This window comes from Cognatazoarcus halotolerans (assembly GCF_009800965.1).
Taxonomy (GTDB): Bacteria; Pseudomonadota; Gammaproteobacteria; order Burkholderiales; family Rhodocyclaceae; genus Cognatazoarcus; species Cognatazoarcus halotolerans.
Map to the genome: position 1 here is coordinate 1 of NZ_WUAF01000012.1, position 18,865 is coordinate 18,865.

Consider the following 18,865-nt stretch of genomic DNA (forward strand, 5'->3'; position numbering starts at 1 on the left):
CTGGGGCCAGATCAAGGTGCGCTTCGAGACGGGAGCAGCCGTGGTCCATATCTTTGTGATGACGCTCGGCTACTCGCGGCGCGCCTACGTCGAAGGTTTCGAGCACGAGCGGCTCGCTTCTCTGCTGACGGCCCACGAGCACGCCTTTGAGGGGGAACACGGGGTCAGGTCGCGCTCGGTAACATTCGTCAGCTCATGAAGCAACAGTTCGCAGCCCACTTCGATGTCCCCCGATAGCGGTAGATGGACATGGACGAGGTGCACTATGCGGCGGTGTTGGCTGTCCGAGGGCCTCGACCTCTTCTCACTGACCTTCCGGGGCGGCCTTTACGCTGCCTGTGCAATCAGCAAAGCGAAGTCCATGAAGGCGTTCGCTCCATCATGGATTACGCGAGCGTTCCGCTCATCGGCATGCGTATCGTTGTCGCGGTGCCTTGGTTCTCGACCGGGTTGCTCTGACATGCACTCCTGCCGGGCCAGCCCCGCAATTGTGGATGCCGCAAGCCATGCGGCTCGACGTCGGGAGGCCCGGCGGGTGGTCTCTTGCGGGATCGCATCGGCATTGCGCGACGCAATCAGCCGAGCGTGGTCCGGGAAATGCGTCAGCGGCCGAACAGCGCGGCGGGAGCCGCCATCCGGCCTTGCGCCAGGCCTGCCGCAACCGCAGCTCAGGCACCGAGCAGCGTGCGCGCCACGAACAGCGCGCTGATGGTCTTGCCGTCGGTAATCTTCCCCGCCATGACGGCTGCCTCGACCTCGGCATGGTTCATCGAGACGATCTCGAGAAACTCCCCATCGTCGAGCTTCTGTCCCTCGAAGTGCAGATCGCGGGCGAAGAAGATCTCGATGCGCTCGTCCGAGTAACCGATGCACGGATGCATCACGCCAAGATGCTGCCAGTGGTCTGCACGGTAGCCTGTCTCCTCGAGCAGTTCGCGCTGGGCACAGGCAAGGATGGTTTCATCCGGATCGAGCTTGCCGGCGGGCAACTCCAGAAAGACCCGATCCAGGGGATAGCGGAACTGACGTTCGAAGATGAGCTTGCCATCGGGCAGTACCGCGACGATGACGACCGCGCCCGGGTGCTTGATGTATTCGCGCGTGGCGCTGCCGCCGTCGGGCAGCCTGACGGTGTCACGGTAGACCTTGAGCAGGCCGCCGTCGAATACCTGTTCGCCCGAAAGCCGTGTTTCGGCGAGCGCCGGATCCTTGTCACACACACTGCTCTCCCTGAATTTCGGGTTTGTCCCGCACTGGACCGGAATGCAAAACCGGCGCCGCAGCGCCGGTTTCTCCCGAGCGGTCGCGGGGCCTCAGAACGAGCCGGCCAGCGCCGCGACGCAGCTTTCGATGAGCTGCGAGGGCATCAGGCCGAACACGGCGATCGCCAGACCGTTGGCCGACAACACCAGTTTGAGGTCGGCCGAGGCGCTGATTGGGGATGCGTCGAGCGGATCATCGAAGTACATCACCTTGACCACCCGCAGGTAGTAGAAAGCGCCGATCAGCGACATCATCACCGCCAGCACCGCGAGCCATACATAGCCCGCCGCAACCGCTGCCTGCAGCACCGCAAGCTTGGCGAAGAAGCCGACGAAGAAGGGTACGCCGGCCATCGAGAACATGACGAACATCATCATCGCGGCAAACCACGGGCTGCGCTTGTTGAGGCCCTTGAAGTCATCGATGTTCTCGGCCTCGAAGCCGGCGCGCGACAGCAGGATGACCATGCCGAAGGCGGCGAGGCTCATGAGGACATAAACCACGGCGTAGAACATCGCGGAGCCGTAGGCGTTGAGTGCGAGCCGCGAATCGCCATCGACGACACCGGAGAGCAGGCCGAGCAGCATGAAGCCCATGTGCGAGATGCCCGAATAGGCGAGCATGCGCTTGATGTTGCTCTGTGCCACGGCGGCGATGTTGCCGAGCACGATCGAGCCGATGGCGAGGAACATGAGCATTGCCTGCCACTGGTCGGCGAGCTCGAACAGGCCATTGACGAGGAGACGCATCGTCATTGCAAACGCGGCGAGCTTGGGCGCGGTGCTGATCAGCAGCGTCACCGCGGTAGGCGCGCCATGATAGACGTCGGGCACCCACATGTGGAACGGGACGACCCCCAGTTTGAAGGCGATACCGGCCATCAGGAAGACCAGACCGAACAGCAGCACGGTGCGGTTGCCCGCCTGATGGTAGATCGCCTGGGCGATACCGGAGAGTTCGAGGCTGCCAGTGGCGCCATAGACCATCGACATTCCGTAGAGCAGCAGGCCGGACGCGAGCGCGCCGAGCACGAAATACTTCATCGCGGCCTCGGTGGAGCGTGCGGAGTCGCGATCGAAGGCCACCAGCGCATAGAGCGACAGCGAGAGCATCTCGAGACCGACATAGACCGTGAGCAGGTGGTTGGCCGAGATCATCACCATCATGCCGAGGGTGGCAAACGTAGCGAGCACGAAGTACTCGGGGCGATCCATCTTGCGATCGGTGAGGTAGCCCCTGCTGTAGAGCAGTGTGACTGCCATCGCGAAATACACCATGAGCTTGAGTACATCACCCATGAGGTCATCGATGTACATGTTGCCGAAGGTATAGCTTACCTGCCCGTCCATCGTGTACCAGGTGATGAACGCCGCTCCGAGCAGCGTTGCAAGGCTTGCCAGATAGGCAAATGGACGTGCGCTCTGCTTGAGGAACACGGCGACCAACAGGATCACCACACCCATCGCCGCGACGAACAGCTCGGCGTAGGCGGGCGCGAAGTTAGGGACAACAAAGTTCATCGTCAGACCATTCCGTGTAATTGACTTGCCGGTCGCCTTACAGCTTGCTCACTGCCACGTGACGCAGCAGTTCGTTAACCGAGGTATGGAGCACGTCCGTGACGGGTTTCGGATAGAGACCCATCGCCAGCACGCAGATCGCCAGTACGGCGAGGAATGCGAACTCTCGCGCCCCGATGTCTTCGAGTTCGGCGACATGGTCGTTCGCCACATCGCCGAACACGACCCGCTTGTACATCCAGAGGGTGTAGGCAGCACCGGTGATCAGGGTCGTCGCGGCAGCGAAGGCGACCCAGAAGTTGTATTGAACGGAGCCGAGCACGACCATGAATTCGCCGATGAAGCCCGAGGTGCCCGGCAGGCCCGCATTGGCCATGGCGAAGAGCATGAAGAAGGCCGCGAACTTGGGCATGGTGTTGACCACGCCGCCGTAGTCGGCAATGTTGCGCGAGTGCACCCGGTCGTAAAGCACACCGATGCACAGGAACATCGCGCCCGAGATGAAGCCGTGGGAGATCATCTGCACCAGCGCACCTTCGATGCCGAGCGGATTGAAGATGAAGAATCCCAGCGTCACGAAGCCCATGTGGGCGATCGACGAGTAGGCCACCAGCTTCTTCATGTCGGTCTGGACCAGCGCAACGAAGCCGATGTAGACCACGGCGATCAGCGACAGGGTGATGATCAGCGGCGCCATTGCCTGGCTGGCATCCGGGGCGATCGGCAACGAAAACCGCAGGAAACCATAGGCACCGAGCTTGAGGGCGATGGCAGCCAGCACGACCGAACCACCCGTGGGCGCTTCGACGTGGGCGTCCGGCAGCCAGGTGTGCACCGGCCACATCGGCACCTTCACCGCGAAGGACAGCAGGAAGGCCACGAACACCGCGACCTGCACGCCCATGGCGAGCGGCAGCTTGTGCCAGTCGAGGATATTGAAGCTGCCGCCCGACTCGAGGAACAAGTAGATCAGCGCAACCAGCATCAGCAGCGAGCCGAGCAGCGTGTAGAGGAAGAACTTGATTGCCGCATAAACCCGGTTGGGACCGCCCCAGATACCGATGATCAGGTACATCGGGATCAGCGAGGCTTCGAAGAAGACGTAGAAGAGGATGCCGTCAAGCGCCGAGAAGATGCCGTTCATGAGGCCGGACATGATCAGGAAGGCGGCCATGTACTGCGACACCCGCTGCTGGATGACTTCCCAGCCGGCGATCACAACGATGACGGTGATGAAGCTGTTCAGCAGTACGAACAGCATCGAGATGCCATCGACGCCGAGGTAGTAATTGATGTTGAAGTAGGGAATCCACGGCGCGAGTTCAACGAACTGCATCGAACTGGTGGTGGTATCGAAGCCCTGGTAGAGCGGGATCGCCACCAGGAGTCCGGCAATCGCGGTGACCAGCGCGATCACCCTAGCAAGCGGCGCATTCCGGTCCGAGCCGGTCGCAAGCACTACAAGGCCACCGACAATCGGCACCCAAATAGCGAGGCTGAGGTAAGGCATACCCGTCATCGTCAACATCCGTTTTGTGCGTCGGTCAGGACGCGAGTTCTAGTTCTATCCATCCCTGTGCGACTCTCAGCCCGTGAACCAGAAGGTCAGGAGCAGGAAGACGCCGATGATCATCACAAACGCATACTGGTAAATGTGGCCGGTCTGGATCAGACGGGAAAGCCGGGACACCTTGCCCACCAGCGCCGCGGTTCCGTTGACCGCGACACCGTCGATCAGCATGCCGTCGCCGCCTTTCCACAGCCCCTTGCCGAGCAGGCGGGCGCCGCCGGCAATGAAGATCTCGTTGAAACGGTCGAAGAAGTACTTGTTCTCGAGCAGCAGGTAGATTGGCTTGAAGATCCGCTGGATCGCTGCCGGAATGCCGGGGGCGATCATGTAGAAGAACCAGGCAATGACCACGCCAGCCATGGCGAGCATGAACGGCAGCGTGGTGAAGCCGTGCAGCGCCATCGCGACCGGACCGTGGAATTCGCTGGCGAGCTCTTCCATTACCGGGTGCGCTTCGGACATGTGGATGACACCCTTGAACCATTCACCCATGAGCATCGGTTCGATGGTCATGAAGCCGATGATCACCGAGGGGATCGCCAACAGGACCAGCGGAACGGTGACCACCCACGGCGACTCGTGGGGTTTCTGCCCCGGCGCGAGACCGTGATGGTGATCGTGGGAAACTTCCTCGTCTTCGTGATCACCATGGTGATCGTGATGACCGTCATGAGGCTGGCCGAAGCGCTCCTTGCCGTGGAAAACCAGAAAGTACATCCGGAAGGAATAGAAGGCGGTCACGAACACCCCCGCGATGACGCAGAAGTAGGCGTAGCCGGCGCCCGGGATGTGCGAGAAATGCACCGCCTCGATGATCGAGTCCTTTGAATAGAAACCCGACAGGAAGGGGAAGCCGATGAGCGCCAGCGAGCCGAACAGCGAGGTGATCCAGGTGATCGGCATGTACTTCCACAGACCACCCATATTGCGCATGTCCTGGTCGTGGTGCATGCCGATGATGACCGAGCCGGCACCAAGGAACAGCAGCGCCTTGAAGAAGGCGTGGGTCATGAGGTGGAACACCGCCGCGGAGTAGGCCGAAACCCCCAGCGCAACGGTCATGTAGCCGAGCTGCGACAGGGTCGAATAGGCGACCACCCGCTTGATGTCGTTCTGGATGATGCCGAGGAAGCCCATGAAGAGCGCGGTTGTGGCTCCGATGACGAGCACGAAGGAGAGCGCGGTGTCGGAAAGCTCGAACAGCGGCGACATGCGCGCCACCATGAAGATGCCCGCGGTCACCATGGTCGCGGCGTGGATCAGGGCCGAGATCGGAGTCGGGCCTTCCATCGAATCGGGCAGCCAGACGTGCAGCGGCACCTGGGCCGATTTGCCCATCGCACCGATGAACAGGCAGATACAGATCACCGTGATCAGCAGCCAGGGCGAACCCGGGAACAGCTCGATGCTCTTGGCCGCCAGCTGATCAGCCTGGGCGAAGACTTCCGCGTAGTTGAGGCTCCCGGTATTGGCTGCAACCAGGCCGATGCCGAGCAGGAAGCCGAAGTCGCCGACGCGGTTGACCAGGAAGGCCTTCATGTTCGCGTAGATGGCGGTCGGGCGGGTGTACCAGAAACCGATCAGCAGGTAGGAGACCAGACCCACCGCTTCCCAGCCGAAGAACAGCTGCAGGAAGTTGTTGGACATCACCAGCATCAGCATCGAGAAGGTGAACAGCGAGATATAGCTGAAGAAGCGCTGGTAACCGGGATCGTCGTGCATGTAGCCGATGGTATAGACGTGAACCATCAACGAGACGAAGCTCACCACCAGCATCATCATCACGGTGAGCTGATCGATCAGGAAGCCGACCTCGAGCTTAAGGTTCCCGCTGGTAGCCCAGGTATAGATCGTTCCGTTGAAGGTATTGCCCGCCTGGACATCCTGGTAGATGACGATGGAAAGCACGAAGGCGATCGCCACGCCGAGGATGGTCACCACGTGGGAACCGGCCCGGCCGATGGTCTTGCCAAACAGACCCGCCAGGATGGCGCCGGCCAGCGGTGCCAGCGGCACCATCAGATAGAGTGTTTGCATATCCGACATCGAGACGCTTCCTTAACCCTTGAGGCTGTCGAGGTCATCCACATGGATGGTGCGCAGATTGCGGAACAGCACCACCAGGATGGCAAGACCGATCGCCGCTTCAGCAGCTGCCACGGTCAGAATGAAGAACACGAAAATCTGCCCCGCCGCGTCGCCCAGGTAATGGGAAAACGCGATGAAGTTGGTATTGACCGACAGCAGCATCAATTCGATGGCCATCAGTAACACGATCAGGTTCTTCCGGTTGAGGAAGATACCGACGACGCTGATCGCGAACAGGATCGCGCCCAGGATCAGGTAATGGGAAAGCGAAAGCATTACGGGACTCCCTTTGCAGCCGTCGTTCTTATTCTTTCTCGGTCGGCATCGACACCATCCGCACGCGGTCATTGCGCTTGACCGCAATCTGCTGCGACGGGTTGACGCTCTTCGTGCCCTTGCGATGCCGCAGCGTCAATGCCACGGCGGCGACCATCGCCACCAGCAACACTAGCGAGGCAAGCTCGAAGGGATATACATATTCGGTGTAAAGCAGGCGACCCAGCTCGCGGGTGTTGCTGTAGCCGGCAGCGGCGGCGGGCGGCTCGGGCATGCTGTCGAGACCGAAGTAGCTGCCGCCGAGGACGATCACCATCTCCGCGACCATCAACAGGCCGATCGCCGCGCCGAGCGGCAGGTAGCTCCAGAACCCTTCACGGATCCGGTCGAGATTGATGTCGAGCATCATCACCACGAAGAGGAACAGCACCATCACCGCGCCGACATAGACCATCACCAGGGTGATGGCCAGGAACTCTGCCTCGAGCAACATCCAGATACCGCCCGCGGTGAAGAAGGCGAGCACCAGGAACAACGCGGCATGCACCGGGTTCCGGGCGGTGATCACCCGCAACGACGCGAGAATCATGATCGTTGCGAACATGTAGAAAACGAAGGTCTTGAAATCCATCTGTGGCACCCCGGGGCAGGCGTCGCCGGCCCCAATCGGTTATCGGTACTTCGCGTCGGTCTCGCGATCCTTGGCAATCTGCGCTTCGTTGCGATCGCCCACGGCAAGCAGCATCTGCTTGGTGTAATAGAGATCGCCCCGCCTCTCTCCGTGATACTCGAGCACCCGCGTCTCTACGATCGCATCGACCGGGCAGGCCTCCTCGCAGAAGCCGCAGAAGATACACTTGGTGAGATCGATGTCGTAGCGGCTGGTACGGCGCGAACCGTCATCGCGCTGGTCCGATTCGATGGTGATCGCCATCGCCGGGCATACCGCCTCGCAGAGTTTGCAGGCGATGCAGCGTTCCTCGCCGTTGGGATAACGCCGCAAGGCATGCAGGCCCCTGAAGCGCGGGCTTTGCGGCGTCTTCTCTTCGGGGAACTGCACGGTGATCTTGCGCGCGAACAAATGACGACCGGTCAGGGCCAGCCCCTTCACCAGTTCCTTGAGGAACAGGCTTCCGACGAAATCCATGGCACCCATATAAGCCTCTTACTTCCAGATCGACAGCGGGGAGAGCATCCACACTGCAACGACGATGACCCAGGTCAGGGTAATGGGGATGAACACCTTCCAACCCAGACGCATGATGTGGTCGTAGCGGAACCGGGGGAACGTCGCCCGCGCCCACAGGAAAAGAAACAGGATCGCCGCGACCTTGATGAACAGCCAGTGGAAGCCGTCCGGCAGGAAGGACACCGGCGAGAGCCAGCCACCGAGGAACAGTATCGAGGTCAGCGCCGAAACCAGCCACATCGCAGCATATTCACCGAGGAAGAACAGCGCGAAAGCCATGCCGGAATATTCGACCATGTGACCCGCGACAATCTCGGATTCGCCTTCGACGACGTCAAAAGGCGCGCGGTTTGTCTCCGCGATGCCCGACACCATGAAGACGATGAACATCGGGAACAGCGGCAGCCAGTTCCACGACAGGAAGCCCAGGCCCATGTCGGCAAAGCGCCCCTGCCCTTGCTGCATGACGATATCGCTCAGATTCAGACTGGCGGAGATCATCAGCACGCAAACCAGTGCAAAGCCCATCGAAATCTCGTAGGACACCATCTGTGCCGCGGCACGCATGGCTCCCACGAAGGGGTACTTCGAGTTGGAGGCCCAGCCGGACACGATCACCCCGTACACTTCGAGGGAGGTAATCGCCAGCAGGAAAAGCAGGCCGGCATCCACGTTCGCGAGCACCATCCCGTCGGAGAACGGCACCACCGCCCATGCAGCCAGCACCGGAGCGAACGCCAGGATCGGGCCGATGATGAAGAGACCCTTGCTCGCGCCGGACGGAACGATCACTTCCTTGAGCAGGAGTTTCACGCCATCCGCAATCGGCTGGAGCAGACCGAGCGGGCCGACCCGGTTGGGGCCGATTCGCACCTGCATGTAACCGATCACCTTGCGCTCCGCCAGGGTGAGGTAGGCGATGCAAATCATCAGCGGGGCAATGATCGCGACGATCTTGACCAGCGTCCATACCAGCGGCCAGGTCGGGCCGAACAGATCGACTACGGGTTGAAGCAATCCGTCCATTGTCAGAGGCCCTCCACGCTGATCACGCCGCTGAGCGGCCCGAGGCCGGCAGTGCTCTGGTGAGCACCGGCAACCCGCACGCAACCATCCGCCACCGCTTCATCCACGCGCGCAGTGAGCGAGACGACGCCGGCAGCAGAACGCAGTCGCACAAGCTGGCCATCGGCTACGCCCGATGCTGCCGCCGTGGCAGCATTCATCCGTGCAAGCGGTGCCGCCGCGTCCTTGGTCTTCTGAAGCGAGGGCGCACGGCGCACCAGCGGATCAGCGAAGTAGAGCGGGATGTCCGCTACGCGCTCGAAACCCTTGCCTTCAGCAGCAGGCTGCGAGGACAGCGGCACATCGACCAGGCCACCCAGGCGCTCGCTCACGAACTCGGGGCTCCCGCCCAGTGCCTCGACGCATACTTCGTCCGCCTTCGCGAAATCGAAGCCATCGAGACCGAGCAGATTGCCGAGCACCCGCAGCACTTTCCAGCCCGGACGGGTTTCGCCAAGCGGCTTGACCACGCCATAGAAACTTTGCACGCGCCCTTCGCAGTTGACGAAAGTGCCGGCGGTCTCGGTAAAGGGTGCGATCGGCAGCATCGCATCGGCGTAATCGAGCGCGGCCACCGAACGGAAGGCACCCAGACTGACCACCAGGCCAGCCTGCTCGAACGCCGTGCGGGTCTTCACTGCATCGGCAAAGTCGAACTCGGCCTCTGCGCCGAGCACGAGATAGGCCGCCAGCGGCTTGTCGAGCATGTCGGCGACGTTGCGCCCGCCAGCACCGGGGACGGCCCCCACCACATGAGCACCGACGCTGTTTGCCGCTTCGCCGATGATGCCGACGCGACCATCGACAAGACGTGCGATTTCCTGTGCGAGCTGCTGCAGGGATGCGGCTTGCGGATGTTGTGCGGCGAGATTGCCGAGCCACACCGCAGCGCTGCTACCTGCGGCAAGGTCGTCGGCGATGGCCTGCGCTGCAGGGCTGATCGCCACTGCGGCGACGTAATCCGCGATCGCGCCGGATACGGGTTTGGAGACCGCCAGGGAAAGCGCCTTGACGACGCCGGCGAGCTCGGCAAGCATCTTGCCCGGAGCGACCAGCGCGCGGTTACGAACCGGCAGCAGCCAATCTTCGGCATTGGGACCGACGTAGCTCACCCGCAGGCCACGCTTGGCGGCCTGACGGACGCGCTGGGCCAGCAGCGGATGATCCTTGCGCAGGAAACTGCCCACCACCAGTAGGCGGTTGAGGCTCGCGACCTCGGCGATCGGCATGCCGAGCCACGGCGCGCCACTGCGGCTTGCGTCGCCAGAAAAATCGGCCTGGCGCAGGCGCGAATCGATGTTTTCCGAACCGAGACCGCGCATCAGCTTCTGCGCGAGGTGGAGTTCCTCGAGTGTGGCGTGCGGCGAGAGCAGTGCGCCGACCGATTGCGCACCCTGTTCACGTACCGTCGACTTGAGACCGTTGGCGACAAACTCGAGCGCGGTCTGCCAATCCACTTCCTGCCATTCGCCGCCTTGGCGAATCATCGGCTTGGTAAGGCGCTCGTCGGAGCCGAGCGCCTCGTAGGCAAAGCGGTCCTTGTCGGAGAGCCAGCATTCGTTGATCGCTTCGTTCTCGAGCGGCAGCACGCGTTTCACGGTGTCGTGCTTGACCTGGACGATCAGGTTGGAACCCAGCGAATCGTGGGGGCTCACCGATTTGCGGCGGGACATTTCCCAGGTGCGGGCGCTGAAGCGGAACGGTTTTGAAGTCAGCGCGCCAACCGGGCAGAGGTCGATGATGTTGCCCGAAAGCTCGGAATCGACGGTCTTCTCGACAAAGGGCATGATCTCGGCATGCTCGCCGCGGAATGCCTGCCCAAGCTCCATTTCACCCGCGATCTCCTGGGTGAAGCGCACGCAGCGGGTGCAGTTGATGCACCGCGTCATGTCGGTGGCGACGAGCGAGCCGAGGTTCTTGTTGAGAACGACCCGCTTCTCTTCCTGGTAGCGGGAACTGGAATCGCCGTAGCCCACGGCCAGATCCTGCAACTGGCATTCACCGCCCTGGTCGCAGATCGGACAATCCAGAGGGTGGTTGATGAGCAGGAACTCCATCACCCCCTTCTGTGCCTTCACTGCCGCTTCAGAGTGCGTCCAGACCTTCATGCCGTTGGTAACCGGCGTGGCGCAGGCAGGCAGCGGCTTGGGCGCCTTCTCCACCTGCACCAGACACATGCGACAGTTCGCCGCGATGGACAGCTTCTTGTGGTAACAGAAATGGGGGACGTAAGAACCGGCCTGGGTAGCAGCATCCATCACGGTGCTGCCATCGTTGACCTGGATTACTTTCCCGTCGATCTCGATCTCTAGCATGTCGGACCTACGTAGATCTTGCTGCCTTCGTTCTGAACATCAGCAGGCACGAGGCACTGCTTATGTTCGATGTGGTATTCGAATTCACTGCCGAAGTGCTTGACGAAGCTCTGAACCGGCATTGACGCGGCATCGCCGAGCGCACAGATTGTGCGGCCCATGATGTTCGCCGTGACACTGTTGAGCAGATCCAGATCTTCGGGCCGGCCCTTGCCGTGTTCTATGCGGTGCACCACACGGTAGAGCCAGCCGGTACCTTCACGACACGGCGTGCACTGACCGCAGGACTCTTCAAAGTAGAAGTACGAGAGTCGCTCGAGCGCCTTCACCATGCAGGTGCTCTCGTCCATGACGATCACCGCCCCCGAGCCGAGCATCGAACCGGCCTTGGAGATGGAGTCGTAATCCATGGTGCAGTCCATCATGATGTCCGCCGGCAACACCGGCGCTGAGGAGCCGCCGGGAATCACCGCCTTGAGCCGACGCCCGCCGCGCACCCCGCCTGCGAGGGCAAGCAGTTCGGAAAACGGCGTGCCAAGGCGGACTTCGTAGTTTCCGGGACGGCCGACGTGCCCCGAGACCGAGAAGATCTTGGTACCACCGTTGTTCGGCTTGCCCAGATTGAGGAAGTGCTCACCACCGTCATTGATGATGAACGGAACCGAAGCGAATGTTTCGGTGTTGTTGATCGTCGTCGGCTTGCCGTAGATACCATAGCTTGCCGGGAAAGGCGGCTTGAATCGCGGTTGCCCCTTCTTGCCTTCGATCGATTCGAGGAGTGCGGTCTCTTCGCCACAGATGTAGGCACCGTAGCCATGGTGAGCGAACAACTCGAATCCGAAATCGGTGCCGAGAATATTCTGGCCTAGAAATCCGGCTGCACGCGCCTCGGCGAGCGCCTCTTCGAAGCGTTGATAGACATCGAAGATTTCGCCGTGGATGTAGTTGTAGCCTCGCTCGCACCCCATCGCGTAGGCCGCGATGGTCATCCCCTCGATGACCGAGTGCGGGTTGTAGCGCAGGATATCGCGGTCCTTGAAGGTCCCGGGCTCGCCCTCGTCGGAGTTGCAGGCAAGGTACTTGGCACCCGGAAAGGCACGCGGCATGAAGCTCCACTTGAGCCCAGTCGGGAAGCCGGCACCACCGCGACCGCGCAGACCGGATTTCTTGACCTCGGCGATCACGTCTTCCGGCGAGATCTTCTCGTTGATGATCTTCTTCAGGGCCGAATAACCGCCCCTGGCCACATAGTCCTCGAGGCGCCAGGTCCGGTCGCCATCGAGTCCAGCGAATATCAGTTCGTGGGTACTCATTTGTCGAGGTCTGCCAGCATTTGATCGATTTTCTCGGGCGTCATCCAGCTGCACATGCGATGGTTATTGACCAGCAGGACCGGCGCATCGCCACAGGCGCCCATGCATTCACCCTCCTTGAGAGTGAACTTGCCGTCGGCCGTCGTTTCGTTGAAATCGATCCCGAGCTTCTGCTTGATGTACTCGGCAGCATGCACACCGCCCGACAACGCGCACGGCAGATTGGTACATACCGTGATCTTGTGCTTGCCGACCGGTTCGATGTCGTACATGTTGTAGAAACTTGCCACTTCGAATGCCGCGATCGGCGCCATGTCGAGATAGCGGGCGACGAAATCGATCGTCTCGTTGGCAAGCCAGCCTTTCTCCTCCTGCGCGATGCGCAAGGCCCCCATCACCGCCGACTGCTTCTGCTCCGGCGGATACTTGGCGACTTCCACGTCGATTCTGGCTAGCGATTCCTGACTCAGCATATTCAGCTCGGATACGGATTCAGCCTTTCGGCCGGTTGTCTTAGCGGTCGATTTCCCCGAACACGACGTCCATCGTGCCGATAATCGCCACCACGTCGGCAATCATGTGGCCGCGCGCCATGTCATCCATCGCGGAAAGGTGGGCAAAGCCCGGCGCACGAAGTTTGAGTCGATAAGGTTTGTTGGCACCGTCGGAGACTGCGTACACCCCAAACTCGCCCTTGGGATGCTCGACGGCTGCATACACCTCACCTTCCGGAACGTGCATGCCTTCGGTAAAGAGCTTGAAGTGATGGATCAGCTCTTCCATGTTGGATTTCATCGATTCGCGCTTCGGGGGCGCCACCTTGTGGTTCGAGGTGATCACGGGACCCGGGTTTGCCCGCAGCCAGTCGATGCACTGCTTGACGATGCGATTCGATTGACGCATCTCTTCGATACGGACGAGGTAGCGATCGTAACAGTCACCATTGACACCAACGGGGATGTCGAAATCGACCCGGTCATAGACCTCGTACGGCTGCTTCTTGCGCAAATCCCACTCGATTCCCGAGCCACGCAGCATCGCCCCGGTGAAACCCCAGGCCAGAGCCTGCTCCGGGGTCACGATACCAATATCGACGGTCCGCTGTTTCCAGATCCTGTTATCGGTGAGCAAGGTCTCGTATTCATCAACGTAGCGCGGGAAGCGAGAGCAGAAATCATCGAGGAAGTCGAGCAGCGAGCCCTGGCGATTCTCGTTGAGCTTCCTGACCGCATCCGCGCCCTTCCACTTCGAAACCTCGTATTGCGGCATCTGGTCGGGAAGATCGCGGTACACGCCGCCCGGCCGGTAGTACGCCGCGTGCATGCGGGCACCAGAGACCGCCTCGTAGGCGTCCATCAGGTCCTCACGCTCGCGGAACGTGTACAGCACCATCGTCATCGCACCGATGTCGAGCGCGTGCGTGCCGATGTTCAACAAGTGATTCAGGATCCGGGTGATTTCATCGAACATCACCCGGATATATTGTGCCCGCAGAGGTACCTCGACACCCAGCAGCTTCTCGATGGCCATGCAGTACGCATGTTCGTTGCACATCATCGAAACGTAGTCGAGACGATCCATGTAAGGCACCGACTGGACCCAGGTACGTGTCTCCGCGAGCTTCTCGGTCCCTCGATGCAGCAAACCGATATGCGGGTCGGCCCGCTCAACCACTTCGCCGTCGAGCTCCAGTACCAGACGAAGCACGCCGTGCGCCGAGGGGTGCTGAGGCCCGAAGTTGATCGTGTAATTGCGAATCTCAGCCATGGCCGACGTCCCCGTATTTCTCTTCACGTACGATCCGCGGTGTGTTCTCGCGCGGCTCGATGCTCACCGGCTGATAGACGACACGACCTGCCTCCGGGTCGTATCGCATCTCGACATAGCCCGAAATCGGGAAATCCTTGCGGAATGGATGACCCACAAAACCATAGTCGGTAAGAATTCGCCGCAGATCCGGGTGGCCCGAGAACATGATCCCGTAGAGGTCGAAAGCCTCACGCTCAAACCAGTTCGCCGATGGCCACACGGGAAACACTGAATCAAGCACCGGGAACTGGTCTTCGGCCGCGAATGCCTTCAGCCGCAGCCGCCAGTTATGACTGACAGACAGGAGGTGCACCGCCACCGCGAAACGCAGTCCTTCGCGACTGCCATCACCGTAGGTTGCGTAATCGACTCCCGAGAGGTCGATCAGCTGTTCGAAGCGCAGATCCGCATGGTCGCGCAGCGTCTGGGCGACCGCAAGATAATCTGCCGCTGCCACTTCGAGCGTCACCTCACCACGATCCACCACCAGCGAAATCACCTTGTCGCCGAAAATTTCGGTCAGCAACGAGGAAAGTTTTTCGAGTTTGGCACTCATAGGAACGTTTTTCCGGATTAACGCGCAATCGTGTTGGTGCGCTTGATCTTGTTCTGGAGCTGGATGATTCCGTAGAGAAGCGCCTCGGCAGTCGGAGGGCAGCCCGGCACATAAACGTCGACCGGAACGATGCGATCGCAGCCCCGAACAACCGAGTACGAATAATGGTAATAGCCGCCGCCGTTGGCACACGACCCCATCGAGATCACCCAGCGCGGCTCCGCCATCTGGTCGTATACCTTGCGCAAGGCCGGGGCCATCTTGTTGCACAGCGTCCCGGCCACAATCATCAGGTCCGACTGCCGGGGACTTGGGCGAAACACCACACCAAAGCGGTCCAGGTCATAACGAGAACAGCCTGCGTGGATCATTTCGACCGCACAACATGCGAGACCAAAAGTCATCGGCCACAATGAACCTGTCCGGGTCCAGTTGATCACAGTGTCCAGCGACGTCGTAACGAAGCCTTCCTTGAAAACACCTTCGATACTCATTCATCCCCCCATTTCACCCGCAGAAGCATGGAACCACAAATCTGCCGCGAAAGGATCATTCCCACTCAAGGGCACCCTTCTTCCAGACCCAGATATAACCGATCAGAAGAATGCCAAGAAAAACCATCATCTCGAAAAACCCGAAGAGCCTGAGGCCTTCAGTCGCTGCAATCTCCTTCAGGATGGTCGCCCATGGAAAGAGGAACGCAATCTCGAGATCGAAAAGAATGAAAAGGATGGCGATCAGATAGTAGCGTACGTCGAACTTGATCCGCGCATCTTCGAACGGCTCAAAGCCACATTCGTAGGGAGAGAGTTTTTCGGCATCAGGCCGATGGGGGCCGGCCAGGCGGCCAAGAACGATGGGTACGCACCCGAAGGCAAGACCGACGAGGATGAAGATCAAGACGGGAAAGTAATTTTCCAGCATACCCAAGACATCCAATGTGATTTGGGAGCTTAGCTCCGCATGGAAACGCCCGCAAATGCGGGCGTCCTCATAATCTGGTGCCGACGGTGAGACTCGAACTCACACGACTCGCGTCACCACCCCCTCAAGATGGCGTGTCTACCAATTTCACCACGTCGGCATCACAAAAATCAGCGAACGAAAGTATATCTTGCTGCAGTGCCAAAGAAAAGGCCCGCACGCTATTTGGGGATCGCCAGCGCCTTCGAATCAGGGTTTCCAGCGGGTGCGTCTGCTGGCGCGGCAGGCGCTTCGGACGCAGCCGCAGGCACCGCATCCATGACACTCTTGGCTGCACCGCCATCATTATGCGCAACGTAGCTCAATCCCAGACTGGTCAGGAAGAACAGGGTCGCAAGAACCGCGGTCATCCGACTCAGGAAATTGGCGGAACCGGATGCACCAAAAAGACTTCCGGAAGCACCACTACCAAACGCTGCCCCCATATCCGCACCCTTACCGTGCTGCATCAACACTAGACCGATTACCGCAAGACCGATCAGGACGTGCACCGTCAATACGATCGAAAAAAGATAGCTGCTCATTTGCTGTTTTACCTGTCCATTCAATTCATCAAGTCGCCTGCCGCGCAAATCGCGAGGAAATCCCCGGCAACCAGCGACGCGCCACCAATCAAGCCACCATCAATATCGGGTTTCGCGAACAATGCTGACGCATTCGCCGGCTTGACGCTCCCTCCATACAGAAGCGGCACCCCGCGAGCATCCGTTCCAAAGCGCCTCTGAAGCAATCCGCGAATATGCAAATGCACTTCCTGCGCGTCTTCTGGAGACGCCGAGCGTCCGGTCCCTATTGCCCATACCGGCTCATACGCCACAATCAGGGACGCGCGTCCGACATCGGGCATCACGTCCAGCACCGCCTCAAGCTGTCGCTCCACGACTTCCTTGGTCTTTCCACCGGCACGCTCCAACTCGCTCTCGCCAACACAGACGATCGGGCGCAACCCCGCTGCAAGTGCCTTGACGACCTTCGCGGCCACCTGATCGTCGGTCTCGCCGAAGAGCACGCGGCGTTCCGAGTGGCCAAGGATGACGTAGCTGCAGCCAAGCTCCACAAGCATGCCTGCCTCGACCTCGCCCGTGTAGGCACCGGATCCGTATTCGCTCGAGTTCTGCGCCCCGAGGGCAATCGAGGAGCCCTGCAACATCGCTCCGACCTGTGCAAGATACGGAAACGGAACACACAGCACGACGCTCGAAGCGTTTTCGGGAACGCCCTTAAGAATAGCCTGCGTAAGATCGCGGTTGGCCACAAGCCCACCGTTCATCTTCCAGTTCGCGGCAATCAACTTTTTTCTCACGGGCGCCCGCCATGACCCCTAAACCGCGGGATTGTATTCGTTCGTAGCCAGCGTGGTCAAACACCGCCCAAAATGCAGCCGGCCGAAACAGGCGTCCGTACGATCGAGCCCAGGTCCGGAGCAATCGCAACCGGCTCACCGTCACACATCAATCCGCGGCAGCCGGATCACAAGCACGCGCGACCACATCCGCGATCTGCCGCGCGAGCCGCTCGACCTGCGCCTTGTCCGCACCCTCGACCATCACTCTCAACAGCGGCTCGGTTCCCGAGGGTCGCAACAGCACACGGCCACGATCGCCCAGCTCCTTCTCGGCGCCGAGCCGCGCGGCCGTGATCGCCTCATCCGCCTGCCAGTTGAAGCCGGCAGGCAGTCGCACGTTGATCAATACCTGTGGATAGAAGGCAAGATCCGCACAGGCCTCGGACAGACTCTCGCCAGAAACACGCAGTGCAGCCAGAACCTGCAACGCAGAGATGATTCCGTCGCCAGTCGTGTGACGGTCAAGGCAGAGAATGTGGCCGGAGTTTTCGCCACCGAGGCGCCAGCCCCGCTCCTGAAGCACCTCCATCACGTAACGGTCTCCGACCTTGGCTCGCGCGAACGGCGCCCCGAGCCGCCCGATCGCATGCTCGAAGCCCAGGTTGCTCATGAGCGTCCCGACAACACCGTCCAGAACACCACTGGCATGCCGGGTGCGGGCTATCACGTAAAGCAGTTTGTCTCCGTCATAAATCTCTCCGCGGCCATCCACCATCATGACGCGATCACCATCGCCGTCCAGCGCGATACCAATATCGGCGCCATGCTCCAGCACCGCGCGGCGAACACTGTCAGGGCGGGTCGCGCCGACGCCATCATTGATATTCAGCCCGTTGGGTTCGACACCGACCGCAATGACGTCAGCACCTAGCTCGTGAAACACCTTCGGAGCGATGTGGTAGCAGGCGCCATGCGCACAGTCGAGCGCAATCTTGACGCCTCGAAGATCAAGTTCATTGGGGAAAGTACTTTTGCAGAACTCGATATAGCGACCCGCTGCATCGTCGACGCGTCGCGCACGCCCGAGCCGGGCCGACTCCATGCAGTCCATGGGCTGGTCCAGCCGAGCCTCGATCTCGTGCTCCACTGCGTCGGGCAGCTTCGATCCATGGGCCGAGAAAAACTTGATGCCATTGTCCTGATATGGATTGTGAGAAGCGGAAATCACCACACCGGCCTGGAGCCGAAGCGCACGGGTGAGATGTGCAACCGCAGGCGTCGGAATCGGCCCGGCGAGCATGACATCGACCCCAGCCGCTGAGAATCCCGCCTCGAGCGCCGCCTCCAGCATGTAGCCGGAAACACGGGTATCCTTCCCGATCAGCACTGCAGGTCGCTCACCGGCGCCAAGATGTTCGCGAGCGACCAGGGTAAGCCCCGCCGCATAACCGAGGCGCATCACGAAGTCGGGCGTGATGGGGAACTCACCGACTTTGCCGCGCACTCCGTCCGTTCCAAAATACTTTCTGCTCATCGAAAAAACCCCGCTCGTGGAATCTCAGTATTTCAGGCCGCTCGTCAAACCGAAGCGCCCGAAGCCCGGCGGATTATGACGGCAACACCCGAAAGGCG

18 protein-coding genes, 1 tRNA gene and 1 pseudogene are annotated in these 18,865 nt (G+C 60.6%); 1 reads left to right on the forward strand and 19 read right to left on the reverse strand.

Going from position 1 to position 18,865, the window contains the following annotated elements:
- A pseudogene (locus GQB03_RS15260) lies at window positions 1-199 on the forward strand (hypothetical protein); the annotation flags it as partial.
- 469 nt (window positions 200-668) lie between these two features.
- On the opposite strand, the gene GQB03_RS15265 reads toward GQB03_RS15260, so the two are convergent.
- The 19 genes from GQB03_RS15265 to glmM form a co-directional block, all read right to left on the reverse strand.
- Window positions 669-1,220, reverse strand: a complete 552-nt coding sequence (locus tag GQB03_RS15265) for an NUDIX domain-containing protein (protein WP_159691215.1) — start codon at window positions 1,218-1,220, stop codon at window positions 669-671.
- Between the two features lie 93 nt (window positions 1,221-1,313).
- Entirely contained in the window at window positions 1,314-2,783 is a 1,470-nt protein-coding gene (gene nuoN, locus GQB03_RS15270; protein WP_159691218.1) for an NADH-quinone oxidoreductase subunit NuoN, read from the reverse strand.
- A gap of 37 nt (window positions 2,784-2,820) precedes the next feature.
- Window positions 2,821-4,302, reverse strand: coding sequence for an NADH-quinone oxidoreductase subunit M (locus tag GQB03_RS15275; protein WP_159691221.1), 1,482 nt, complete (start codon window positions 4,300-4,302; stop codon window positions 2,821-2,823).
- A gap of 66 nt (window positions 4,303-4,368) precedes the next feature.
- Window positions 4,369-6,399, reverse strand: coding sequence for an NADH-quinone oxidoreductase subunit L (gene nuoL / locus GQB03_RS15280; RefSeq protein ID WP_159691224.1), 2,031 nt, complete (start codon window positions 6,397-6,399; stop codon window positions 4,369-4,371).
- 12 nt (window positions 6,400-6,411) lie between these two features.
- Window positions 6,412-6,717: an NADH-quinone oxidoreductase subunit NuoK gene (gene nuoK, locus GQB03_RS15285; protein ID WP_159691227.1), complete on the reverse strand. Its 306-nt coding sequence runs from the start codon at window positions 6,715-6,717 to the stop codon at window positions 6,412-6,414.
- A gap of 28 nt (window positions 6,718-6,745) precedes the next feature.
- Entirely contained in the window at window positions 6,746-7,348 is a 603-nt protein-coding gene (locus GQB03_RS15290) for an NADH-quinone oxidoreductase subunit J (protein ID WP_159691230.1), read from the reverse strand.
- Between the two features lie 39 nt (window positions 7,349-7,387).
- Complete coding sequence (gene nuoI, locus GQB03_RS15295; protein ID WP_159691233.1) at window positions 7,388-7,873, reverse strand: NADH-quinone oxidoreductase subunit NuoI; 486 nt, start codon at window positions 7,871-7,873, stop codon at window positions 7,388-7,390.
- Window positions 7,874-7,882: 9 nt separating this feature from the next.
- A complete protein-coding gene (gene nuoH, locus GQB03_RS15300) occupies window positions 7,883-8,932 on the reverse strand; it encodes an NADH-quinone oxidoreductase subunit NuoH (RefSeq protein WP_159691236.1) in 1,050 nt (349 codons plus the stop codon).
- A gap of 2 nt (window positions 8,933-8,934) precedes the next feature.
- Window positions 8,935-11,286, reverse strand: coding sequence for an NADH-quinone oxidoreductase subunit NuoG (gene nuoG, locus GQB03_RS15305; RefSeq protein ID WP_159691239.1), 2,352 nt, complete (start codon window positions 11,284-11,286; stop codon window positions 8,935-8,937).
- Window positions 11,280-12,599 (reverse strand): NADH-quinone oxidoreductase subunit NuoF, encoded by a 1,320-nt coding sequence (nuoF, locus tag GQB03_RS15310; RefSeq protein ID WP_200832251.1) that lies wholly within the window; start codon window positions 12,597-12,599, stop codon window positions 11,280-11,282. The genes nuoG and nuoF overlap by 7 nt, the downstream gene beginning before the upstream one ends.
- On the reverse strand, window positions 12,596-13,072 hold the full coding sequence (gene nuoE / locus GQB03_RS15315) for an NADH-quinone oxidoreductase subunit NuoE (protein WP_159691242.1): 477 nt from the start codon (window positions 13,070-13,072) through the stop codon (window positions 12,596-12,598). The genes nuoF and nuoE overlap by 4 nt, the downstream gene beginning before the upstream one ends.
- 40 nt (window positions 13,073-13,112) lie before the next feature.
- Complete coding sequence (locus tag GQB03_RS15320) at window positions 13,113-14,366, reverse strand: NADH-quinone oxidoreductase subunit D (protein WP_159691245.1); 1,254 nt, start codon at window positions 14,364-14,366, stop codon at window positions 13,113-13,115.
- Window positions 14,359-14,964 carry an NADH-quinone oxidoreductase subunit C gene (locus GQB03_RS15325; RefSeq protein ID WP_159691248.1) on the reverse strand — a complete coding sequence of 202 codons (606 nt, stop codon included), beginning with the start codon at window positions 14,962-14,964 and terminating at the stop codon, window positions 14,359-14,361. Before GQB03_RS15325 ends, GQB03_RS15320 begins: the two co-directional genes overlap by 8 nt.
- Before the next feature lie 17 nt (window positions 14,965-14,981).
- A complete protein-coding gene (locus GQB03_RS15330) occupies window positions 14,982-15,458 on the reverse strand; it encodes a NuoB/complex I 20 kDa subunit family protein (protein WP_046534434.1) in 477 nt (158 codons plus the stop codon).
- A gap of 55 nt (window positions 15,459-15,513) precedes the next feature.
- Window positions 15,514-15,888, reverse strand: a complete 375-nt coding sequence (locus tag GQB03_RS15335; protein WP_159691577.1) for an NADH-quinone oxidoreductase subunit A — start codon at window positions 15,886-15,888, stop codon at window positions 15,514-15,516.
- Between the two features lie 75 nt (window positions 15,889-15,963).
- Window positions 15,964-16,048: transfer RNA gene (locus GQB03_RS15340), tRNA-Leu, on the reverse strand.
- 61 nt (window positions 16,049-16,109) lie between these two features.
- The gene (gene secG, locus GQB03_RS15345) at window positions 16,110-16,472 is read right to left on the reverse strand and encodes a preprotein translocase subunit SecG (RefSeq protein ID WP_046534436.1); all 363 of its coding nucleotides are present in this window, start codon (window positions 16,470-16,472) and stop codon (window positions 16,110-16,112) included.
- A gap of 20 nt (window positions 16,473-16,492) precedes the next feature.
- The gene (gene tpiA, locus GQB03_RS15350) at window positions 16,493-17,251 is read right to left on the reverse strand and encodes a triose-phosphate isomerase (RefSeq protein ID WP_159691251.1); all 759 of its coding nucleotides are present in this window, start codon (window positions 17,249-17,251) and stop codon (window positions 16,493-16,495) included.
- Between the two features lie 148 nt (window positions 17,252-17,399).
- A complete protein-coding gene (gene glmM, locus GQB03_RS15355; RefSeq protein WP_159691254.1) occupies window positions 17,400-18,767 on the reverse strand; it encodes a phosphoglucosamine mutase in 1,368 nt (455 codons plus the stop codon).
- Window positions 18,768-18,865 lie beyond the last annotated feature (98 nt).